Origin of the sequence: Vibrio injensis (assembly GCF_001895205.1) — a bacterium.
In the GTDB taxonomy this organism is placed as follows: domain Bacteria; phylum Pseudomonadota; class Gammaproteobacteria; order Enterobacterales; family Vibrionaceae; genus Vibrio; species Vibrio injensis.
Map to the genome: position 1 here is coordinate 92,144 of NZ_BDJF01000016.1, position 20,248 is coordinate 112,391.

At 46.4% G+C, this 20,248-nt stretch carries 26 protein-coding genes, 1 other RNA gene, 1 pseudogene and 1 CRISPR repeat array; of the genes and pseudogenes, 20 read left to right on the plus strand and 8 right to left on the minus strand.

Going from position 1 to position 20,248, the window contains the following annotated elements; all coding sequences use genetic code 11:
• Positions 1-131: 131 nt before the first annotated feature.
• Positions 132-410, plus strand: coding sequence for a 50S ribosomal protein L25 (rplY, locus tag BSR11_RS05515; protein ID WP_072669462.1), 279 nt, complete (start codon positions 132-134; stop codon positions 408-410).
• Between the two features lie 317 nt (positions 411-727).
• Here rplY and BSR11_RS05520 read toward each other — a convergent pair whose 3' ends face one another.
• From BSR11_RS05520 to cas1f, 7 genes and pseudogenes are all read right to left on the minus strand, one after another.
• Positions 728-1,171, minus strand: a complete 444-nt coding sequence (locus tag BSR11_RS05520) for a hypothetical protein (RefSeq protein ID WP_072669463.1) — start codon at positions 1,169-1,171, stop codon at positions 728-730.
• A gap of 53 nt (positions 1,172-1,224) precedes the next feature.
• Positions 1,225-2,513: direct repeats of the CRISPR family, unit length 28 nt; unit sequence TTTCTAAGCTGCCTGTGCGGCAGTGAAC.
• Between the two features lie 155 nt (positions 2,514-2,668).
• Complete coding sequence (gene cas6f, locus BSR11_RS05525) at positions 2,669-3,307, minus strand: type I-F CRISPR-associated endoribonuclease Cas6/Csy4 (protein WP_072670036.1); 639 nt, start codon at positions 3,305-3,307, stop codon at positions 2,669-2,671.
• Positions 3,308-3,316: 9 nt separating this feature from the next.
• Positions 3,317-4,348: a type I-F CRISPR-associated protein Csy3 gene (csy3, locus tag BSR11_RS05530; protein WP_072669464.1), complete on the minus strand. Its 1,032-nt coding sequence runs from the start codon at positions 4,346-4,348 to the stop codon at positions 3,317-3,319.
• 11 nt (positions 4,349-4,359) lie between these two features.
• A complete protein-coding gene (gene csy2, locus BSR11_RS05535; RefSeq protein ID WP_072669465.1) occupies positions 4,360-5,247 on the minus strand; it encodes a type I-F CRISPR-associated protein Csy2 in 888 nt (295 codons plus the stop codon).
• A complete protein-coding gene (gene csy1 / locus BSR11_RS05540) occupies positions 5,244-6,506 on the minus strand; it encodes a type I-F CRISPR-associated protein Csy1 (protein ID WP_072669466.1) in 1,263 nt (420 codons plus the stop codon). The genes csy2 and csy1 overlap by 4 nt, the downstream gene beginning before the upstream one ends.
• A gap of 230 nt (positions 6,507-6,736) precedes the next feature.
• On the minus strand, positions 6,737-10,093 hold the full coding sequence (gene cas3f / locus BSR11_RS05545) for a type I-F CRISPR-associated helicase Cas3f (protein WP_072669467.1): 3,357 nt from the start codon (positions 10,091-10,093) through the stop codon (positions 6,737-6,739).
• Positions 10,090-10,974: pseudogene (cas1f, locus tag BSR11_RS05550) on the minus strand (type I-F CRISPR-associated endonuclease Cas1f); the annotation flags it as partial. The gene cas3f and the pseudogene cas1f, both read right to left, overlap by 4 nt.
• 120 nt (positions 10,975-11,094) lie before the next feature.
• On the opposite strand from cas1f, the gene BSR11_RS05555 reads away from it, so the two are divergent.
• Positions 11,095-11,424 carry a hypothetical protein gene (locus BSR11_RS05555; RefSeq protein WP_072670037.1) on the plus strand — a complete coding sequence of 110 codons (330 nt, stop codon included), beginning with the start codon at positions 11,095-11,097 and terminating at the stop codon, positions 11,422-11,424.
• 149 nt (positions 11,425-11,573) lie between these two features.
• Here BSR11_RS05555 and BSR11_RS17450 read toward each other — a convergent pair whose 3' ends face one another.
• The gene (locus BSR11_RS17450; protein ID WP_240004044.1) at positions 11,574-12,347 is read right to left on the minus strand and encodes a S24 family peptidase; all 774 of its coding nucleotides are present in this window, start codon (positions 12,345-12,347) and stop codon (positions 11,574-11,576) included.
• 130 nt (positions 12,348-12,477) lie between these two features.
• Here BSR11_RS17450 and BSR11_RS05565 point away from each other — a divergent pair, with 130 nt between their 5' ends.
• From BSR11_RS05565 to BSR11_RS05640, 18 genes are all read left to right on the plus strand, one after another.
• Positions 12,478-12,735: a helix-turn-helix domain-containing protein gene (locus BSR11_RS05565; protein WP_072669468.1), complete on the plus strand. Its 258-nt coding sequence runs from the start codon at positions 12,478-12,480 to the stop codon at positions 12,733-12,735.
• A gap of 12 nt (positions 12,736-12,747) precedes the next feature.
• Positions 12,748-14,748 carry a transposase domain-containing protein gene (locus tag BSR11_RS05570; RefSeq protein ID WP_072669469.1) on the plus strand — a complete coding sequence of 667 codons (2,001 nt, stop codon included), beginning with the start codon at positions 12,748-12,750 and terminating at the stop codon, positions 14,746-14,748.
• A 24-nt stretch (positions 14,749-14,772) separates the two neighbouring features.
• Positions 14,773-15,717 (plus strand): AAA family ATPase, encoded by a 945-nt coding sequence (locus BSR11_RS05575; protein WP_072669470.1) that lies wholly within the window; start codon positions 14,773-14,775, stop codon positions 15,715-15,717.
• An 8-nt stretch (positions 15,718-15,725) separates the two neighbouring features.
• Positions 15,726-15,884, plus strand: coding sequence for a hypothetical protein (locus BSR11_RS17260; protein WP_167363647.1), 159 nt, complete (start codon positions 15,726-15,728; stop codon positions 15,882-15,884).
• Positions 15,881-16,159, plus strand: a complete 279-nt coding sequence (locus BSR11_RS05580) for a hypothetical protein (protein ID WP_072669471.1) — start codon at positions 15,881-15,883, stop codon at positions 16,157-16,159. The genes BSR11_RS17260 and BSR11_RS05580 overlap by 4 nt, the downstream gene beginning before the upstream one ends.
• A gap of 2 nt (positions 16,160-16,161) precedes the next feature.
• On the plus strand, positions 16,162-16,398 hold the full coding sequence (locus BSR11_RS05585) for a Kil protein family (RefSeq protein WP_072669472.1): 237 nt from the start codon (positions 16,162-16,164) through the stop codon (positions 16,396-16,398).
• Positions 16,395-16,592 carry a hypothetical protein gene (locus tag BSR11_RS05590; protein ID WP_072669473.1) on the plus strand — a complete coding sequence of 66 codons (198 nt, stop codon included), beginning with the start codon at positions 16,395-16,397 and terminating at the stop codon, positions 16,590-16,592. Before BSR11_RS05585 ends, BSR11_RS05590 begins: the two co-directional genes overlap by 4 nt.
• Entirely contained in the window at positions 16,579-17,211 is a 633-nt protein-coding gene (locus BSR11_RS05595; protein ID WP_072669474.1) for a DUF3164 family protein, read from the plus strand. Before BSR11_RS05590 ends, BSR11_RS05595 begins: the two co-directional genes overlap by 14 nt.
• An 11-nt stretch (positions 17,212-17,222) precedes the next feature.
• A complete protein-coding gene (locus tag BSR11_RS05600; RefSeq protein ID WP_072669475.1) occupies positions 17,223-17,492 on the plus strand; it encodes a hypothetical protein in 270 nt (89 codons plus the stop codon).
• Positions 17,485-17,676, plus strand: coding sequence for an ANR family transcriptional regulator (locus BSR11_RS05605; RefSeq protein ID WP_072669476.1), 192 nt, complete (start codon positions 17,485-17,487; stop codon positions 17,674-17,676). Before BSR11_RS05600 ends, BSR11_RS05605 begins: the two co-directional genes overlap by 8 nt.
• A complete protein-coding gene (locus tag BSR11_RS05610) occupies positions 17,669-17,896 on the plus strand; it encodes a hypothetical protein (RefSeq protein WP_072669477.1) in 228 nt (75 codons plus the stop codon). The genes BSR11_RS05605 and BSR11_RS05610 overlap by 8 nt, the downstream gene beginning before the upstream one ends.
• Complete coding sequence (locus tag BSR11_RS17265) at positions 17,880-18,056, plus strand: hypothetical protein (protein WP_167363648.1); 177 nt, start codon at positions 17,880-17,882, stop codon at positions 18,054-18,056. Before BSR11_RS05610 ends, BSR11_RS17265 begins: the two co-directional genes overlap by 17 nt.
• On the plus strand, positions 18,053-18,508 hold the full coding sequence (locus BSR11_RS05615) for a hypothetical protein (protein WP_139299809.1): 456 nt from the start codon (positions 18,053-18,055) through the stop codon (positions 18,506-18,508). The genes BSR11_RS17265 and BSR11_RS05615 overlap by 4 nt, the downstream gene beginning before the upstream one ends.
• Positions 18,509-18,510: 2 nt before the next feature.
• Positions 18,511-18,581, plus strand: an RNA gene (locus BSR11_RS05620) — hammerhead ribozyme type II.
• A gap of 11 nt (positions 18,582-18,592) precedes the next feature.
• Complete coding sequence (locus BSR11_RS05625) at positions 18,593-18,826, plus strand: hypothetical protein (protein ID WP_072669479.1); 234 nt, start codon at positions 18,593-18,595, stop codon at positions 18,824-18,826.
• 8 nt (positions 18,827-18,834) lie between these two features.
• Entirely contained in the window at positions 18,835-19,176 is a 342-nt protein-coding gene (locus tag BSR11_RS05630; RefSeq protein WP_072669480.1) for a hypothetical protein, read from the plus strand.
• Between the two features lie 3 nt (positions 19,177-19,179).
• Positions 19,180-19,734 (plus strand): gp16 family protein, encoded by a 555-nt coding sequence (locus BSR11_RS05635; RefSeq protein WP_072669481.1) that lies wholly within the window; start codon positions 19,180-19,182, stop codon positions 19,732-19,734.
• A complete protein-coding gene (locus BSR11_RS05640; RefSeq protein WP_072669482.1) occupies positions 19,718-20,245 on the plus strand; it encodes a PDZ domain-containing protein in 528 nt (175 codons plus the stop codon). Before BSR11_RS05635 ends, BSR11_RS05640 begins: the two co-directional genes overlap by 17 nt.
• The last annotated feature ends 3 nt before the right edge of the window (positions 20,246-20,248 follow it).

Consider the following 20,248-nt stretch of genomic DNA (forward strand, 5'->3'; position numbering starts at 1 on the left):
TAACGTAGAATGTTAGTATCCGCGCTCGTTTTGGGAATGATTATTTATCGCTAACAAAACGCTACGACAGCACAAGGTCGCATTGATGCTGTCACACTGATTATTTTTTTACTAATTTGAGAGTAAATACTATGAAATTCAATGCAGTAGTGCGTACTGAACTAGGTAAAGGTGCGAGCCGCCGCCTACGTCACGCTGGTCTATTTCCTGCTATCGTTTACGGTGGTGAAGCTGCGCCAGTATCTATCGCACTAAAACACGATGACGTCATCAACCAAATGGATAAGCCAGAGTTCTACGAAGCAATTACTCTAGTTATCGATGGTGCTGAAGTTAAAGTTAAGCCTCAAGACGTTCAGCGTCACGTGTTCAAGCCAAAAGTTGAGCACATGGACTTCATCCGTATCTAATTCCCTACCAAGGAATTAATTGGATAAAATCCACCCTTTTGCATAAATAAGATTTTTTGGCCTTACCATCCAAATCATCTAAAAAATTAGAAACCCCGATGCTACCAACATCGGGGTTTCGCCGTTTTAAATGCCATAAAAAGCTATTTTAACTATAAATTACATGCACTTATAATACCTAAGTAGTTTGTGGGTGTAATTAGGGTGGCATTAAGGTGGTATTATACTGTAAGTTTTTGAGGGATCATTTAAGACCGATTAAACACAAACTTCAATATCAAAGGCGTGAATAGTATCGCTAACTTTCTATTATCGTTCTAATTACGGAAACCTAATTGAATCCCAATATGTCGTAAGTTTAGATTTTGAGGTTGCGCTTCAATTAACTTATTCAAGACATCTTTATCCACCCCCTGAACCAAGCTTGTGTTTGGTGTATCAAATACACCTATACCTTGATAGTATTTTAACTTTTCTTTCGCCCCAAGCTTTTCTAACTGTGATCTGAAATCAACAGTTTTCTGAGAGTGGCAAGCGTAAAAATTGGTTTGGTAAACGTACAAAGCGACCTGCTTTTGAGTTTCAAGATCAAGTTCATCAAACCAAGATGTAGTCACAAAGTCTGCCTCGTTACCAAGCTCTAGGTCAGTACAATGGTTGTAGACTGATTCCCAGTCTTGGCTTAGCTGCTGAACTGATGAATTGCACCCAAACAAAAATATAACCAATAAAACTATGAAATATTTATAACGCTGAATCACTGACACATCTCCAAAATTCTTGCGCCTTACCAGACGCAATCAGTACCGAGCGTTTTCTAAGCTACCTGTGCGGCAGTGAACCTATTGCTGACTCACCCGCACGAGTGCAAACATTTCTAAGCTGCCTGTGCGGCAGTGAACATTGGCGACTCTTTCCACGTCACCCCCACCATTTTCTAAGCTGCCTGTGCGGCAGTGAACCATATCACCGTATAAGCCATGCTCAGCTAGCATTTCTAAGCTGCCTGTGCGGCAGTGAACTTGCTATGCCGTCATACATACCCGCCTCGGTATTTCTAAGCTGCCTGTGCGGCAGTGAACAATGCAGCAAAACCCCCTGCCAATCCTTTCAATTTCTAAGCTGCCTGTGCGGCAGTGAACATTGCTGATCGCCACTGTCAATCTTTCACTAATTTCTAAGCTGCCTGTGCGGCAGTGAACTGAGTGTCTAGCGGGTAGCTGCTTGCAGCGTAGTTTCTAAGCTGCCTGTGCGGCAGTGAACATAGGGCGTATTCTTCAGCGAAGTTGTCTACCTTTCTAAGCTGCCTGTGCGGCAGTGAACGTTCATATTGCGCGGATATGGTTTCAAGAGTTTTTCTAAGCTGCCTGTGCGGCAGTGAACAATAATTAATAAATTCAGACAAAGGGCGATAATTTCTAAGCTGCCTGTGCGGCAGTGAACAAAGGGCTTTTTCTCGCTTAAAACCAACGTCATTTCTAAGCTGCCTGTGCGGCAGTGAACATACCGTTTGTGGGAGCGCTGTTTTCCGTTGTTTTCTAAGCTGCCTGTGCGGCAGTGAACTGTAAGTCCGACTCTCAGGATCGTAGTTAGAATTTCTAAGCTGCCTGTGCGGCAGTGAACATTCTTTACGGCTTTGCATCGCTCATAAATCATTTCTAAGCTGCCTGTGCGGCAGTGAACAATGCCAATTTTATCTGCATGCTTGGCAGTCTTTTCTAAGCTGCCTGTGCGGCAGTGAACTTATAATAAAATGACTCAGTGTGATTCTTTACTTTCTAAGCTGCCTGTGCGGCAGTGAACAGTTGTTAGCAACAAGGACGCCAGCGGAGGCGTTTCTAAGCTGCCTGTGCGGCAGTGAACTTCAGGGTTACAACGGCTCTATGCAAATGCTATTTCTAAGCTGCCTGTGCGGCAGTGAACGTAAATAACGAGTTAATTTTACCGACAGGACATTTCTAAGCTGCCTGTGCGGCAGTGAACATGGTGGTGATGGTTCCGGTGGTAACTCTGGCTTTCTAAGCTGCCTGTGCGGCAGTGAACTTACAGTTGATCATCTTCAACTTTCACGAATGTTTCTAAGCTGCCTGTGCGGCAGTGAACAATAGAATAAATCAATAAAAATAAGTTACAACAGTCAGTTAGGATAAAAATCATCTTTTTACCTTGTCAAAAACCACCATCTGTAACTTATTGTATTTAAAGCTTATTTTTAAAGAGCAAAAATAAAGGGTAAAAACTACCCTTTTTCGTTCAATTTAAAAGTGCGGCACGGTAGCCAATGCTGATTGTCCATTCGCTTTGCTACTTAAACCATAGCAATCGAAGCTCCCATCTTGAGATGTGCTTTGCGGCTGCATCTCAATAAACAGCGGAAACTTGCTGTTTTTTTCTGGTGAGCGTTGCTTGGTTTGCTGGCTATGCAAGTAAATAAACGGCAAAGAGCACAAGGCTGTCGGCTTGCTTTGTTGCAAATCCGCTAGACATTCCACCAGTGGTTTACCGGATTTTGCTGCCCATAGTTCGGCTTTTTGCTGCATATCCCGCTCTATTCGTTCGGGCGATTTCACCTGCTTGCGTACAAAGCTGACGTAAGTTACCTCGCTTGGTACGGGTTTGATGCCTTTGATGTGCACATAGTCTTCTAGCCGAGTTAGCCAGCGGTGGATAGCCAACTTTTCCAATGTCGCTTGCTCTTTTGCAAAAAGGCGCAACTTACTGCCAAGCGGAAATTTCGCTTGGCGATAATCAGGAAAACCGACCGCAACCAGAGATTGATTGCTACCCACTTTGTGCTCCACTAAAGCAATGTGCACTTGTTGAAAGACGTTTTGCCACAGGAAGCCTACTGCAATGTCGGCATCTGGTAATAAAGTGATCTCTTGGTAGTAGTTCATCACCGCCACCTATTTGTCACTTTCGCCAAAAACTCCACCACGCACTAATACAGCCATGACGTAATGTTCATCTTCTTCACGGGGCAAACTTTCACCGCGCGCCCACTTATCGAAGAAGGTATAAAAATCCTGCTTGTCTTTCGGGGTACGGAACGCCTTTCCTAAATTAGTGACAGCGCCATAGGGTTCAATCGCAATGGCTCCTGCACTTTGCTCTTCAGATGCGTAATCTGGGTACCAAGTATCAATGGAACGCAGTGCGTTACCAATTTTTTGTGAATGCATCGCAGCATGCTCATTAACCGCATACAGGATTTTACTTTTCTTGGTTTTGCTGTTGCCCTTATCGAGCACTAACTCTTCACTGGGGTACACTTCTTGCGCTTTACCGACTTTGGCATAGCAATCAATTTGCAGCATCAAATGTTCAGACTCGCTGGCTAAAGCTTTGGCAATACGTTCTGCCAAGCTATTAATATGCTGATCATTATGATCAAAATGACGTGTACTAAATTGTTTGGCATCAAAAGTCCAAGTTTGCTCCGCTCCTTTGTTAAGCGCCTTGACTTGCACTTCAATGTCTTCTGCACCAACTCGGTTGCGCCATAGAAAACGGGCATTGGCAAGGTTGCTGGCGTAGCGTTTCGCCAACTCAAAACAGCCATATTGGGTAATGTACTTTGAAACCGCAGTGCTGTAGCTCTGTTTGAATAGCGCATTGTTACATGCCGAAGGTTGTGCAAGCCCGCCTAATACTTTGAGTGTGAAGTGCAACTTCAAAGTATCGTGATCCTGCCCCAACGCACAGGCATCCACTCGCTGTAAGTTTGCTTTTTCAACTTCCGCATTCAGCTTAGCGGGATCATTTTTTACCGCCGCCTTTAAACGATTAGAAATCGTGCCACGTACCGATTTTTCTTGCAGCGCTAATGGGGTGGCTTGCGCTTTGGTTTCCCACTGGCATCCAAAAAGGTAGCCATCGGATGGAACTAATTTTTTTTCAAATGCCAGAACTGAAGCTGTGTCGTTATTTTTAGCCATGAGAAATTTCCTTATTGATGTTCGTTGATAGGGTTAACTTGCTGACAAAGGTAGAGATCGTTTTCTAACTCAGTGTGGTATTGCCAAAGGATGTCATCGAGATGTTTGATTTTGTGTGCCATGACAAATTCGCCTAGCGTGACCACACTTTCGGCAAAGCGGTGCGGCACTGATGGATCGCGCTGATTTTTTGCTTCACCTAATGGCGAGAGACCCTGAAAACCAGTGGCAATCGGCACAATCCAGCCACTCGTCTTGCGTTGGCTATGCCAAACAACACTTTGCTCTTCAAGCTGTTCACAATGGTGGTGCACGGTGAGGTAACCCAGCAGCGCATCTATTGCGTCATCACCTTGCTGCATGGCGTCAATCATTAAATCGCGGCGTTCGATCAGCACATAACCTGGCATTAATTGGCGTAGGACTTGAGCGGTATCCTGTTCCGTAATCACAGATTTAACCGAGGGTTTCCCAACGGAAAGAACGTCGCCTCCTGCCACTTTCATCGTCGCGATCACCGCTTGCAACTGCTGCGTAAACTCTGACTGCTGAAGTTCTTCGTCATTTCCACTCCACTCAATGACGAGGGACACCTCTAAGTGACAGCGTGCTTCCTCAATAAATGCCGAGCGTGAACCATCCTTATCGAGTGGATTAGCTGTACCGATAATGGAATAAACATAGTCACCTTCGCCTTTATGAGTCTGTACATCACAACGGTGGCTCACCACCGCAGCACTATGCAGCATGAGATCGGATAAACCTGCTTGGCTAAGCTTGCGCTCTAAGGCATGTACAAAACCTAGCCATGCCGTCATGGCAGGAAAGCCAATAGTAAAGGGGCTTGAAAGTGCATTGGCGTTGTGAATTTTAAGATGCGGTAAGATCAATACGTTCATCGCAAGTTCTCCTTATTGCTGGCAACCACCTTTTCTATCGCCAGCAGCTCGTGGTCAGCCAATGTGACGGGACTGGCGATCACTTTGCTGCGGCTGTAATGGTTGATTAAGCCACGGGCAATGTGGCGAATGATTTTATCGAGCCACTCATCCTCTTGCTGACGCTGCTCAGCAAACTCTGGATAGAACCAGATTTTTTGCTCCAAAGGCAACACACTCGATAATTCACCGGAATAGTCTTCAAGAAACAGGCGCACTTGCCACATTTTTTCAATCACCAAATCAACGTATTGCTGAATGCGATAGTCACGCCCATCGCGGAGATTGACGTTGTTGTAGTCGGTTTGAAAGAGTCGATGCAGCGATTCAAGTACCTCTTTGGCTTGCCAAGCGGTAAAACACTCTTTGAAAAAATCCGTTTTCGGTAAACGAATATCACGAGGTGTTAACTCCGGTGGCATAGAGGCCAGCAAATGTGCTTTACCTGCGTTTTGGTTATTGAGCACGCTGATATTTTGCGGTTTTGTTCCACCAAACCCAATCGTGGTTAGGCCAAAGATCTCTTGGTAACCCGCAGGGTGAAAGTGATTCGTTTTTTTGCACTCTCTTGCCTCTTTTACCGAATCACCAAATCGAAGTGCATCAAGACGTTTACGTAATTCAAACAGATGACCGGAATGAGTTAATAACGACAGTAAATGATATTCCCCATCGGCTATCGGGAAATAGACTTGCTTAATCTTCGAGCTAGAAACAGACGCCTGATCGCTATCGACCATTTTTAAAAAGCCATCGCGTAGCGCCTGATATTCACAACTTGGTATATCAAGCAATTGCCTTGCTAACTCACTTTCTTGCTCAATATGCACCAATAAAGAACGTTGGTCGCTCATCTCTAAGCTGAGAAACTTGTATACATCTAATGCCGCTGCGTTACCGAGTGCATCTGGCTCAACGCTCACATTACCAGAGCGCAGAAAACCATCTATCCTTGGTTTGTTCTTGGCAATAATGGACGATACGTAACCATTTTTGTTTTTCCGCGCACTCGGATGACTAAAGGTACAAGGATGTGAAGCCACTGAAATTTGCCCCGCCCTTTTGGCCGCATCAGGCAACCAATTGTCTAATAGAAAGTTTTGCTCACACTCCTGTTGTTTTTCCAAGACTTCTGCATCAGACATCGCTGCACTGATATTCTTCTTTAGCCATGCTTCTTTACGTTCCGCAAAAAAGGCGGCTATTGCTGGATCTATCACTTGACATCTCCCTTTTTGATTAAATTTCGCTCAGTTTATATCTGCCACAAAACAATATCAACCATTATATAATTATTTAATTTTAAGTTTTAAAAATCCTTTGAAAGAGTTCAACTCCTGCTGTAGCCTCTTCCTCGACTGCAAAAATGCAGCTTAGAAAATTATCTAATTGTTTAAGACGTTCACTACCATGCAGGTAGCTAAAGGCTGGATTTTTCCAGCCTTTATTTTTAGCAAGTTCTGACCAACCCCAGTTGGTCGTTGTAGCTGTATTGCTGATTACCTTCACGGTAGATAAAACTGATTTCACCATACCGTACTGACTGCTCAGCGCTAGCGCTGTATAAACTGATTAACTCGCTATAATCACGTTGCAGCCAAAGCTTCTGTTGCTGCATTGGTGGAAGCGGCAGGTGTTTAATATTTAACACTTCATCGATTGAAGGCATCCCCTCTTCACGCAAACAAAACTCAATGCTGCGCTCTTTTTTAACTAAGTAGATTTGCACTGTCGGTTCACTTTTACGAAAGCGCTTGAAGTATTGTGGCAGTGCAGTAAGCCACCAGTAGCCGTGAATATGACCGTGCAGATGCTCATACCAACATGACTGCGGCGAGCGACTGCGACGATTACGGTTGTATCTATCCTGACGACTAGTATTGGCTTGCTGTGGTTTGCCAATTTGATCGGTGCCAAGGGTTTTCGCGGTGGCAAAGTGCTCTAAATCCGCTAAGTTGTTGCGCGGTTCTAGCACTGCTCGCTTTTGAATACGGACAATGGCATTAACCGCTTGCAGCAGCGACTTTTCATCCACCAACTCAGATAAGTCATGAGTGGCGAGCTGGGTGGCGCTGTCTGTTTCATAACCGGGATAATTAAATACTCGCTCAGCGCCGCCCCTGAAGCCTTTGACGTTGTATTGCAACAAGCCAATATTGGGCTCCTGAATCTCGCCATCGCGATGTCTGCGCACTCGACCTGCCATTTGAATAATCGAACGAAAAGATGAGGGTTCAATTACCGCCCAGTCAAAATCATGGTCACGCCCCACTTCTTCAACTGGGGTGGCAACCAGAATAAAAATCAGGTTTTTCGCTTGGCAAGTCGTTAGGTGATCACGAATAACGGGATGGGCAAACGCTTCGGGTAATTCTCCCGGTTTCTCTTTACGTTTGAGTACCTCATCCAAATGCTTTTCTTGCTCATGGCGCAGCAACAGAACCTGCTGGCTGTGATAAGCCATGCAGCGCACTTCGGTATCGGAGGGCCAATCACAACTGAGTAGATATTGGGTTAATTCGACACAAGGTTGAATATTGGCAACCCGAACCACACCGAACGACACCCTGGTTTGGCTTTCTGGTTCTAACGTATTGTGGTGCTGGTGTTTAGCCAAAACAGCTTGTTTGACTATCTCGAAATACTGCTGCTCCAGCGGTTGATCATTTTGTTTAATGCATGGAATGATATCGCCCTTTCTCTTCGCGACCTGCTGTTTTAGCTTATCCACGCGTTTAGACACAAAACGTTGCTGGAAAGCCTCATAAGCAGCTAAATCAGCATCATCGCAGCCCACCATCTGAACATCAGCGCTAAATTCATCGACATAAACACAATTAACAGTGCTGATTCGATCACGGCTGGCAGCAAAGACTTTCCATCCTTGACGATAGGCATTGTATAAACCCAATGCTAAATCCGGCGGTATGGTGGCAGAGGAAATCATCACTTTGCGCCCCAGCATGGCTGCCAGATGCACTAATCGGCCAATCGCAATCAGATCATCACCGGTAAAGTCGTCAATTTCATCAATCACCAAGTCGGATGACATTAAACGTAAACAGGGCAGAATATAGCGCCCACCACGCTTGGTTTCGGTCGCGGCCATGATGTGATCGATGGTGCACACCAATACTGGGGCATACAGTAATTGACGATCTTTTTGTTTGGTTAAAACAGTTGTGAGCTCTTCTTCAGGCAGCACACCTTGCCAATCCAGAACATCGTTTTCATCTTGAAGACTCTCCAAAGACTCAGAACCGGCATCCGCTTGTTCAGGTTCAATGTCGTCTTTTTCAACCGCCTTACCCGATTGATGTAACTCTGAAATGGCTTTAGAGCCAATCAGCACAGCTAAATCGCTCTCTTGCAGTTTGAGTCTTTCTTTGTATTCGTCTCCGGTTTGCAAAGTGAGTGTGCGCAAACCAAGTGCCAAGATAAATCGTAGGCTTTCACCCTCTACAGATAACGCCTGCATAATTTTGGCGTTGGCGATGGTTTTGCCACAGCCGGTACTGGCCATGTTCACCACAAAATAGCCTTGGCTTTTGTCTTCCGTGTGTTCACGCCACTCATTGATTTTGCGTACCGCTTTGTCTTGCCAACGGAATGCTTTAGGCGTGCTGGCCTTAGGTGCAAGCTCGCCAAGCTCGGTGGCTTTGAGCGGTTCGGTTTCAAAAAACGGCAGTAACTTCACTGTGTTCACTGCGACTTTAGCGACATTCACTAAGTGCTCATCTAGCTTTTGTTTAGGCGCTTTGGTGCTGGGATCGGTGTTGGCGTACAGATCTATCGAGGTTTTCCATTGATGATTATTAGGCTGTGAAGAGTAATAGTGGTCACCTAGCATCAGGCACAACCGAGCATGGTGTAGAATCCCTCGCCAACTACCATCATTGATTGCCTGATCGAGTAAAGGCAGATGATGCAATAGATCCTTGGCACGACGTTTAAGTTCGGCAAGCCAAATCGAGGAATTGGAGAGCAGACCTAGCGGAAATTCAAAACATTTCGGCAGCAGCGCGTTGTACTCATCAAAGCGGTTTTCATAACCCCATGCAGGGGTAATTCTGGCGAGTAAATCCGCCAACGACGAGTTATCAACTTCTCGTTGTCTATCACACAAGTCTTTCTCTTTGGGTAGAGGCAGGCGGTGATGAGAAACGATCAGCCAAGTAATTAACGCTGCTGCTGTCGGTAATTCAGCAAGCGCTTTCTCTTTTTGTAACACGTTGGTGTTAAAGCAAGTTTCATCAATACCTTGATTGATAAGAGTAGCCAACCACGCCTCATCTTGAGATTGGTGTATTGGATTAGCGACAAATTGATGGAATAGAAGACAAGATACCCACTCATGACGTAGCGGGTCACCTTTATGTTTGGTTTTAATTTCTGGATTTAACTTTTCCTGAAAAAGTACAGATGCTTTACCCCAATCGTGCAGCAAAGCGGCCATGCCGGTTATCGCTTTAATCAGGGGTAAATATTTCCAATCGTTTTCAAATTCACTGTTCAACAGGTCTTTCTCTGTACTGTTTACTGGCACATATCCTTCTGCATTAAATTTCTTCTTGTTACCCACCACCCACAACAACTGACTGCGCGAGCGAGAGCGGATCCAGTGGCAACTGACTGCGGTACTGCGACTGGCGGTTTGGCCTAGCATTTTTTTCACCGTGAGCAGCCCTTCTTCGGTGATGAGGGTTTGCCAAGTGTTATCACCAATGCGGTTGACGAAAGCATCCAGTACGCGGCGGGTTTTCTTGAGGGCGTTTTTCTCACACTGAGAGACAAAAGTGACCATCATAAAACGCGACCCTCACTCTCTTCTTCCTCTTTGCCTTGCAGTGCAACGTGTTTCACGGTGTCAAACATGAAGTCGAGCGCTTTGTGTTCAATGAAAGATTGTAGAATTTGCTGGCGAAACTCTTGCTCGGTAGCGTTTTCTTTGGCGCAAACAAACGCCCACGGCAGCACAATCGCATCTTTGATTAAGTCGGCGACATCAAACACCAAAGCGCCACGGCGGGTTTTGCCATGCATGACGGCAAAACCGTGCGGAATACCCAACACCCACAAGCAGCTTGCCGCAAGGCCATAGGCTAAGTAGTTACCGTGATTCAAAAAGTCATTGGCTTTATCGGTGGATTTTTTGTCTGGCTGATGCTGGCGAGTAAAGCTATCTTTGCCAGTGTTATTGGCAGCGTACTTGTATAAGGCTTTGGTCAACTGCGCTTCGGTGAGCAATAAGTCGGATTGTTTGCTCGCGGCTTCAGTACGCTGATGGAAGGTTTCCAACGATTGCTTTATCACTTCATCTTGCAGATTAAATTTCTCAAGGGTTAATTCTCGGTCTGATCGCCAAACGCGCTGTAAGTAATCAATCCGCGCGTTTTGAAATTGTTTGGCGGCGGCCAAGCGTTTTTGATCATCAAACCAGAATGAGAGCCAACCTTGTAAGTATTCTGTCGGGCGATACTCGCTCTGCGGCGTAAACCATTCCACCTCGCAAGCCATGTGCAGTGGCGTACCGCCGCCACCACAAAACCCGACCAATACACCAGCCTGTGAGAGCATGCGCATAGCGGCTTGAGTAATGGAGGTGCCGTTTCCGAGCATCAAAACGGTAGTATTCGCAATCGGAATATTGAAGTAGAGATTTTCTTTATCAGCTTCCGTTGTATAGAGACTAGACAAATGAACAAAACCAGAGGCTAGGGATCAGGTTGGATTTTGGCGGATCAAATGGGAGTTTTAATATCGGCCAATGTGGGATATAGTGAGATAAAACGAACGGAGGATGTAACTATGGCTGGCGCGAAAAATTTCGTTTTATCTTTATCCAGTGAGCAGCGAGAGCAGCTTGATAATCGTATCAGACAATACGCCTATGGTAGAAGTAGTGATATAGCCGAATGGCTTCAAGAAATGGGCATAAAGACCAGTAGAACTGCCGTGGCGAGGTATGAGAAGGTTTTAAAGGAAAAGGATGGCATTATGGATGCTGCTGGTTCGCTTAGCGCAACAGTGAAATCGGTAGTCCCCGGTGGCGAGCTTGCTGCGTTGTTTCAAGAGCTAGGCGAAATTGAATATCGACGAGCTGAGTTGTTAGGCCAAATTCGGGATCTTATGGAATAAACCAAGGGCGTACTTAGCGCCCTTTTCTTTTTGAACAAGATAATGTGTAAAATGAGCAATCCTCTTTAAATCATGGCTTTTAGACTACTAAAGTGAGCACTTGGCTTGCTTTGGCAAGTTGGCTTTAAACCTCGTTTAAACGTTTAAATTTAGTCGCCGATATCTTTGGCGATGTGAACCACTTGGCCTACTACTTCAAATTGATGCTGTTCATGCTTTGGAATGTCTAAAGCGCTATAGAAACCATTATCGCTGATTAGTCGCCATGTTCCAAGCATGCTTTGATAGCGCTTAACAAACAGCTCCTCGCCATTCCTGAATATGTAGATGTGTCCATCCTGCGGCTTGTTCCGTCCCATGTGAACAACCAGGGTGTCGTTGTTGTGTATGGTTGGCTCCATGCTGTCGCCTTTCGCCCATACTATCGCTAAGTCCTTCTCGCTGAATCCTCGGTATGTCAGCCACTTACGTCTAAATGCTAAAAAACGAGTCGGCTTTAATTCGTCTGGGTTCAGTGAACCATATCCCGCAGATACCTGAATTCTATAGCCGGGTATCAATGCAAACTCTTCAGTGAAGTCCTTGTACAGTTCATAGTTTATCAGTGGCTTCGCAGGCTCTTGAATCTCGTTAGTGCTGCTTCCCACTAGGCTGCGCTGCGTCTCTTCTGGTAGCAGGCTTATATGGTACTCAAGGGCTTTCGTTCCTCTTCTCTTTCTGCATAGGTGCTCTTTCCCTACCGCTAAATCCTTCAAATGGTCGCGCGTCCATCTATCGGATGATGGGAATTTTCCGTGTCCAGCCACCTCGGATGCAGTAAACCATAACATCCGTTGATCTAGCTCACAAACGGATGACTTATCCGTTTCGTTGTTTACTGCATCCTTTTCGCTTAACCCTTTGTTTTCAATGTTCTTATTCATGCTTTCGCCTAATTTAAATCAAAAGACAAACGGATGATGGTAAAAATAATTCATCCGTTTCTATTGACCGATTCATCCGTTTGATCAAATATATAGTTACTAAGCGGAGCAACGCTAAGGAGTAACCAAAGTGAATAATCAAACAGTCTCGCAGAATTTTGGAAAAGATGGAAGTGATTGGCACCGAGCCGACATCGTCGCTGCTCTTAAAAAGCGCGGATTGTCCGTTCGTCAATTATCAAGGGACGCAGGGCTTGGCGAAAACACGCTGGCTAATGCGCTGCGCTCGCCATGGCCGAAGGGTGAAAAAATCATTGCTGATGCGATTGATATGACCCCTGAACAGTTGTGGCCTAGTCGCTACCGCTCACTCAGAAACGCAAGCTAAGAGGTCATAATTATGTGGCTAATTGCACGTGAATTAGTAGGCGTTAACGGCGTCCCAAGTTCCGATAGAAATATTCGAGAGCTATTGAAAAAACTCGCCAGCGAGCAACCAGAAAAAGCTCGCAAGCGTCAAGGCAGTAAAGCAACTGAATACCACATTAGCTTGCTGCCCACCGTAACCCAAGCCGCCCTCTATAAAAAAGAAGGCAAGGTAAAGGTTGGCGATCAAACCATTGAGCTACCGAAAAAAGAGCAACACAAGCCTAGCTATTGCCGCGAAGCACTGTGGGCAAAGTGGAACAAAACCAATAACGGCGCAAAAGCTAAAGCGCGTCAGGCATTGCGTGTTGTTCAAGCTGTGCTTGCCTTGCGCGTTAATGGCGTCAGCAGAATGGAGGCTTACCACTCAGTATGCAATGAGTATGGCATTCCTCTTTCTACCCTGCGTCGTCACTGCGCAAAAGTGAAAGGGATTGAAGAGTGTGACTGGGCTCCTGCTTTATTGCCCAAGCACTTTGAAGTCGCGCAAATCAAAAAATCGAATCAGTTTGCTTTTATCACGCCAGCGGCGTGGGAGTTCTTCAAGTCGGACTACCTAAGTCTAGAACAACCCGCCATGTCAGTCAGTTACGAACGTCTTAAAGACGCTGCCACGCAGCACGGCTGGACTGTACCGAGCCTGAAAAGTTTAAGCAGACGATTAGAGCATGAAGTGCCCGTCCAGCAGCGCATCCTATTGCGTGAAGGTGAGCACGCCCTGCACCAAATGTTCCCGCCGCAAGAGCGGACAGTAGAAGGTTTGCATGCCCTTGAGTGGATTAACGGTGACGGCTATCAACACAACGTGTTTGTTCGTTGGTTCAACGGCGAAGTTATTCGCCCTAAAACATGGTTTTGGCAAGACGTTTACAGCCGAAAAATTGTCGGGTGGCGCTGCGACATTAGTGAAAACACCGACAGCATACGTTTGTCACTCATGGACGTGTGCGAAAAATACGGACATCCGAAAGAGATCACGCTCGATAACACTCGCGCCGCAGCAAACAAGTGGATGACGGGTGGCGTGCCAAATCGTTACCGCTTCAAAGTGAAGCCCGATGATCCACTTGGCATCATCCCGATGCTTGGCATCAAGCTGCACTGGTCAAGCGTCATTCTTGGCAAAGGCCACGGGCAAGCTAAGCCCATCGAGCGCGCTTTTGGTGTTGGCGGCTTAGAAGAATACATCGACAAGCATCCATTGTGTCGCGGCGCTTATACAGGCCCAAACCCAATGGCAAAGCCCGACAACTATGGAGAGAGAGCCGTCCCAGTTGAGGACTTTCTGCAAGCGATAGCGAAAGGCGTCGAAATGTATAACGCCAAAGCCAATCGCAATACCGAAGTGTGCCGAGGCTTTATGAGTTTTGATGAAGCGTTTAACGCCAGTTATGCCAACGCGCCAATTCGCAAAGCAACAAAAGAGCAACTGCAAATGATGATGCTGCAAGCAGAAGCGTGTCGCGTCTCACGCCACGGCACCATCACGCTTGATGCTGGCGGCAGCTTACAAGGCCGTAAAAACCGCTACTTCAGTGATGTGATGATGAACTACATCGGACAAAAACTGGTCGCGCGTTTTGACCCACTCAAGCTGCATGAATCAGTGGAGATTTACACACTAAACGGCATTCACCTCGGCACCGCTGAGTGTCAAGAGAAAGTCGGGTTCGGCGACACGCAAGCCGCTCGTGAGCATAAGCGCAAGCGTACACAATTCACCAAAGCACATAAAGCGGCAGCAGAGGCGCAAGTTAGCATGAATGCCCTTGAAACCGCAGCAATGATGAAGCCGCTTGAAGATGAGTTTATCCCTGAGACCAAAGTGGTCGAAGCGTGGCGTCCCATTGCCATTGGTAACACCGCCGCCGCTGCAAGGCCAATGGAAAGCTCAGAAGCCGAAGATGATTTAGAAGCCGCTTACCAAGCCAGCGTTGCCTCGCTGATGGAACAGCGCAAGAAAAACCGCCTTTAAACCCTTTTTAAAAGAGGACTAAACATGGAAAACGTCGTCGCTCTATCACGAGCAGAAGCAAAGCAAACGGATGTATTAGCTCAAATTAACTCAGTGCTGGAATCTAAAGTTATTACCGCTGCGCAGTTGGCTAAAGAGATCAGCTTATCACCCGCCGCCTTAAGCCAAGTTCTCAAAGGTAAATATGCGGCTGACCCCATTGCGATCATCAATAAGCTTGAGAAGTGGCTGAACCTACGTCAAGAGCGTATCGCTACGCCGAACGTGAACCCCGGCTTTGTAATGACAGAGACCGCGAAGTTAATCACGTCTGATCTCACTTATGCACAAGTCACTGAATCTATCGTGGTTATCTTTGGTGCGTCAGGTGTCGGTAAGTCAGAGACGTTGCGCGAATACAAGCGCCGCAACAATAACGTCTGGATGATAACGGCCAGCCCAAGTCGTTCCAGCCTAACCGAGTGCTTGTATGAGATTGCGCTCGAACTGGGTTTAGATGATGCACCGCGCCGCAAAGGCCCGCTATCTCGCGTTATTCGTCAGCGTTTAGATAAAAGCGAAGGCTTAGTGATTATTGATGAAGCCGATCACCTTGACTATCCCACGCTAGAAGAGCTGCGGATATTACAAGAAGAAACCGGAATAGGCATGGCGTTCGTTGGTAACAACAAGGTCTACACACAACTTACGGGTGGCCGTCGTAATGAAGATTTCGCTCGTCTTTTCTCTCGTATCGCCAAAAAGCGTGGCTTGCACAAAACCCGCCAAGCGGATGTGCGTTCTATCGCTAACGCATGGCAAATCATGACTGAAAAAGAAATGGGTTTAATGCTGCAAATCAGTGAGCGCCCCGGTGGCCTGCGTTTGCTAACCAAAACCCTAAAGCTGTCAGCAATGTACGCACAAGGCAAAACGATCACAGAAGCGCTTTTACGCAAAGCGTTTGCTGAATTAGACGCGAATGAGTGAGGTGTGAAATGAACACTCTCCCTCTTAACCAAGCTTATCGAGCAGACTTTGAACAAGTTGTTGGATTACTCAAAGCCGCTCAAGAACGTGGGCTTTCGGAGCAAGAAAGCCAATTGCTTAACCAGAAAATAGCGGCTTGCCGCGCACACGAAAGGAGTCAGTCATGAGCGGATTTAAGTACGAGTACCAAGGCGTACGCGGTTTAAAGTCAATCAGCAAACTCGTTGGCATTAATTACAACACGCTTTTTCACCGCATACACAGCGGTTTGACGCTCGAAGAAGCGATAGCCGCAGGGCCTCGCAAGTCGTACCCCAAAGTAAGGAAAGAAACAGGGGCGCGTAAAAAAGCACAGCAACGCGCAGGCGAAGTGTTGGTCGGTTTACGCAAGCCCGATCAAATGGACTCTAACTGGGCGCTAGCCCTTGGCATGAGGTTGTAACCATGAATAAACACGCCCAAATGATGGTCGCTGTTGGCCGCTTAAACCATCACCACTGCTTAGTGCTGCGCACCAATACTGCGCCAGCAATACCAGTGATTGAGATAGACAGCCCTTATTCAGCCCTCGCTGAAAAAGCGATTGAAGTCATGGAGCGCCGCAACGGCCAGTTAAGCAAAGCTTATGTCGCTCGCTTCTCTGGCTGCTTAGTACGCTGGCTTGAGGGGAAGACAGCATGAAGAAAGCGAAAGTGATCATCACTATCAAAGACGCTGGGAACGGAAAACTTGAATTCCAATGCCAGTGTCAAAACGGCCAATCATCGACGCTCAATGACTTGGCCCAGTACATCGCGGAAGCGTTACCTCGTTCCGTTCATTCAGCCGCCCTTGGCTTTTACAAAACAAAAGGATCTAACAATGCAGTCCACTAACCAAACCCAAATTCCAGAAGGCTGGAAGCTAGACCGCAAAGGCCGATTGGTTCAAGAAAGTAATATCGACGCTTATGACATCGAGATGGATGCATTTGTGATGAAGCACATCAGCAAAGCGCTGGAAATCCAAGCCATGATGCGCGAATTCAAAAAAGAAGTTTATGCAGACTGTTATGCCTTCATGGAGCTGATTGCTGAAAAATATGACACCAAAATTGGCGGAAGCAAAGGCGGCGTTTCCTTTACCTCATTCGATGGGAAAAAGCAGATTCGTATTTGCGTTCAAGATCGTATCGTTCTTGGCCCAGAGCTTAAGGTTGCAGAGCTGCTATTGAAAGAAGTAGCAACTGAATGGGTTAGGGATTCAAGGCGTGAGGTGAAGCCGTTTATCGATGAGGCGTTTGAGACCGATAAAGAAGGCTCGATTAGCGTTAGCAAAATCCTCAGATTTAGAAGCAAGTATAAAACCTTGTCTGATGACGAACGCTGGATTCGGGCGATGGAGGCTATCGGTGATTCTATTCAGGTCGTTGGCTCAAAAACCTATCTAAATTTCAAAGAGCGTAACGGGGAAGATAAGTACCTCAATATTCCTCTCGATATCGCCAAGCTGTAACGAGGTGGGCCATGGAAGTACCAACGCGTTACGGAAAACTCAAAGTGACTTTGCATGCACAGCATCGCTGGCAGCAAAGGACTGGGCGCAGCGTGTGGGAATTGATTGGGGCGGTGCTTAAGGCGCGCCGCCCAACCAAAAACCAACTGCGAAGAATCATGCGTCGGGAAATAGGCTGGCAACCCAAAAGAATTTTGGAATGTGATAGCGCCTACTTTCTCGTTAAGAACAAACACATCGTCACGGTGTATGACAAACGAAGTGAGCAAAACGATGACTGAAAACGCTGACTATAAAGAAGCCGCTGAAGCCGCAGCAGAGGCCGAGCGAAATAACCGCTGGAAAGCTGCCGCTGCGCTTTGGATGAATGCTTATTTTCAAGCACGTAAAGACTTAAACGCAAACTGGGCGAATAGCCGCTCAGAGTATTGCATTAAACGTTACAAGGAGGCCCGTCATGCATGAGTTACAACGCTCGTTTACTACGCCCCACAGCTACCGCGCATTAGAGCGTGAAATCGAAATGGCTGAGACGCTAATAGAGCACGATGGTACAGCTTTCCCTGATAGCACGTTTGAAGATGGCTACATCGCTGCGCTTAAGTTCGTGATGTGCCATGAAGGTTCTAACGTCCGTGAAGAGTACGAAGCTTTGATGAGTGAACAACATGGCGAAGCGAGTTAACCCACTTATCGCTTACATCATGGCCCACCTTTGCGCGAAGTGTACGCAAGAACAAGCCGAAGCGTGGGCCGATGAACACTGTGGCGATTGGCGAAACACACCAACCCCGCGAGTGAAACGAATCGAAATAACCAGTAATGAAAAGGAATGGGAAGAATGAGTAAGCAAATCAGCAAAGAGTTATGGCAAAAAATTGAAGAGGAAATGGCTAGCGGATGGGTTGGCGTTAAATTCGGCTATAAGGGCCACGAGATTAGCGTTCACCGTGTTAATGAGTCTGAGTCAAAGACCTGTTTGCAGGTTTATATCGATGGTGTCATCAAGAGTGAATGGATTTCTTTTTCTGCTGAGAATCACGTTAGCGATAAAGCGCCAGAGGTTCTTACCGATGTTTGGTGCCAAAAAAGCAAGTCAATTTATTCGCCATCAACGAAGGCCAAGATAATCAAGGCTTATGGCAAGCGAGCAGTAAAAAAAGCGTATCCGGATTTAGATGACAAGAAGATTTACTACGTCCCGCACTTCTCTAAAGCCTCGGTACTTTGTCGTCAGTACAAGAAGCTGGAAAGTCTAGAGCTCATCGATGCCTACTTTCTTAAGAACGAAGAGTGATGAAGCGAAACAAGCAAGGTTCGCCTTGCTTGTCTGCCTAGCGTGGTTGCTAGGCACTGATGAGCAGCCAAGGGAGTTTTTATTATGTTCGGTGAATACACGCCGCTAATGAAAGCAGGGTTATTAAAGCGCCGCCTGTTAACAGGCAAAGCGTTTATTGATCCCGAACTCGGCTTGCAAAAGCGCTGCCCCTGTTGTGATGAGTTCTGGCCGCAAGATACGCTCTTTTGGTCGCCGTCATCACGTGAGCCAGACGGCCTGCAAACATGGTGCAAAGCGTGTCAGTTAGATTATAAACAAAGCCGCAAGTCGGCTTAGGGGGTTATATGTGCGATTATAACGGTTATGAGTTTGGTGCCCATTATCCTGATTCTTGTTGTGTTGATGGCTATCTTTGGGACTTGGATAGCGGTGGTTTTGATGATGGAGGTGCATATTTGGACAACGGTGGATATATGCCATGCCCACAATGCAACGTAAAGGTCTGGGTGAATTACCATGCTGACGATTTTCAAAATGATGGTTATGGTTCTCTTGAGCATCCTTTAACGAAAAAAATGGTCAAGAACGTAATGGCTACAATGCCGTCAAACAAAAGAAGAATGGCTATGCGCTATTGGCGCAAAGGGAGAAGAGAAGCAATCAGAGAAGCAAAACTAGAGGGTTAACCTATGTCCAAACTTCTTAAGCTCGTTCAAATCGGTAAGCGTGAATTGCAAATGAGCGATGAAACCTACCGCAACTTGCTTCAAGACATCACAGGCCAGCGCAGTTCGCGCGGCCTGAATGATTTCAAGCTGAGCAAAATCGTTGATCGCATGAAGCAAATGGGCTTTGTGCCCATTAGCAAAGTCAACCAAAAGCCAAAGCCTCGCCGTGTTCGCGCCTCAGAAGCCGAGAAAATTCGCGCTATCTGGATAACCATGAACAAGCAAGGCTTTCTCCGCAACGGCAGCGACCAAGCGCTTGATGCTTATGTAAAGCGCATGACTAGTAAAATTAATGGGCTTGGCGTTGAGCAGCTTTCGTGGCTCAACTCAGACCAAGCCTACTACGTGTTAGAGGCGCTCAAGCGTTGGCACTACCGGTTAATGAAAGACGCGATACTTGCAGCGGGTGGTCGCATTCCGTCGAATGATCAATGCACAGGCCCAGCGGGTTATGATAAATTGGCTGCATATTATGTCGAATTAATAGGAAAGATTAAAAATGGCAATACTCATTAAGAAAATAGACGCTGATTCCGCAGCCGAGGCCGCTGGACTAAAAGAAAATGACATCATATTGACTGCTGACGGAAAAGAAGTTTCGGAAGGCTGGAAGGTGTCAAAGCTACTAAAAGACAATGGCAATGCAACGCTAGTCTGCGTTAGGGGTGGAAATCAATTCACGACTCAGGTAAGTGGTCAGTCATTAGGTGTGGACTTTATCTATGGCGAGTACGAACATCCAGTTCCAGAAGGCTTTAAGCCTGCCAGCCTAAAGCCATTGGCATTCAAAACCCGCTATGCTCTTGGCCGTGACATGACTTTTATTTTTTCATTCTTAGGATGGATTTCTGTGTTAGGTGGAATCGCGATATTAGCGATGAAGGGGGTAGATTTTGCGTGGCCTTCAATCACGCTAGTTTTCTCTGGTGTCGCTATCGTTCAAATCGCACAAATAGGCAAGGCGCTAATTGATACAGCTGATCACACTAGAGAAACAATGAACTTTGTTTCTCGCAAGTTTTTTTAATGG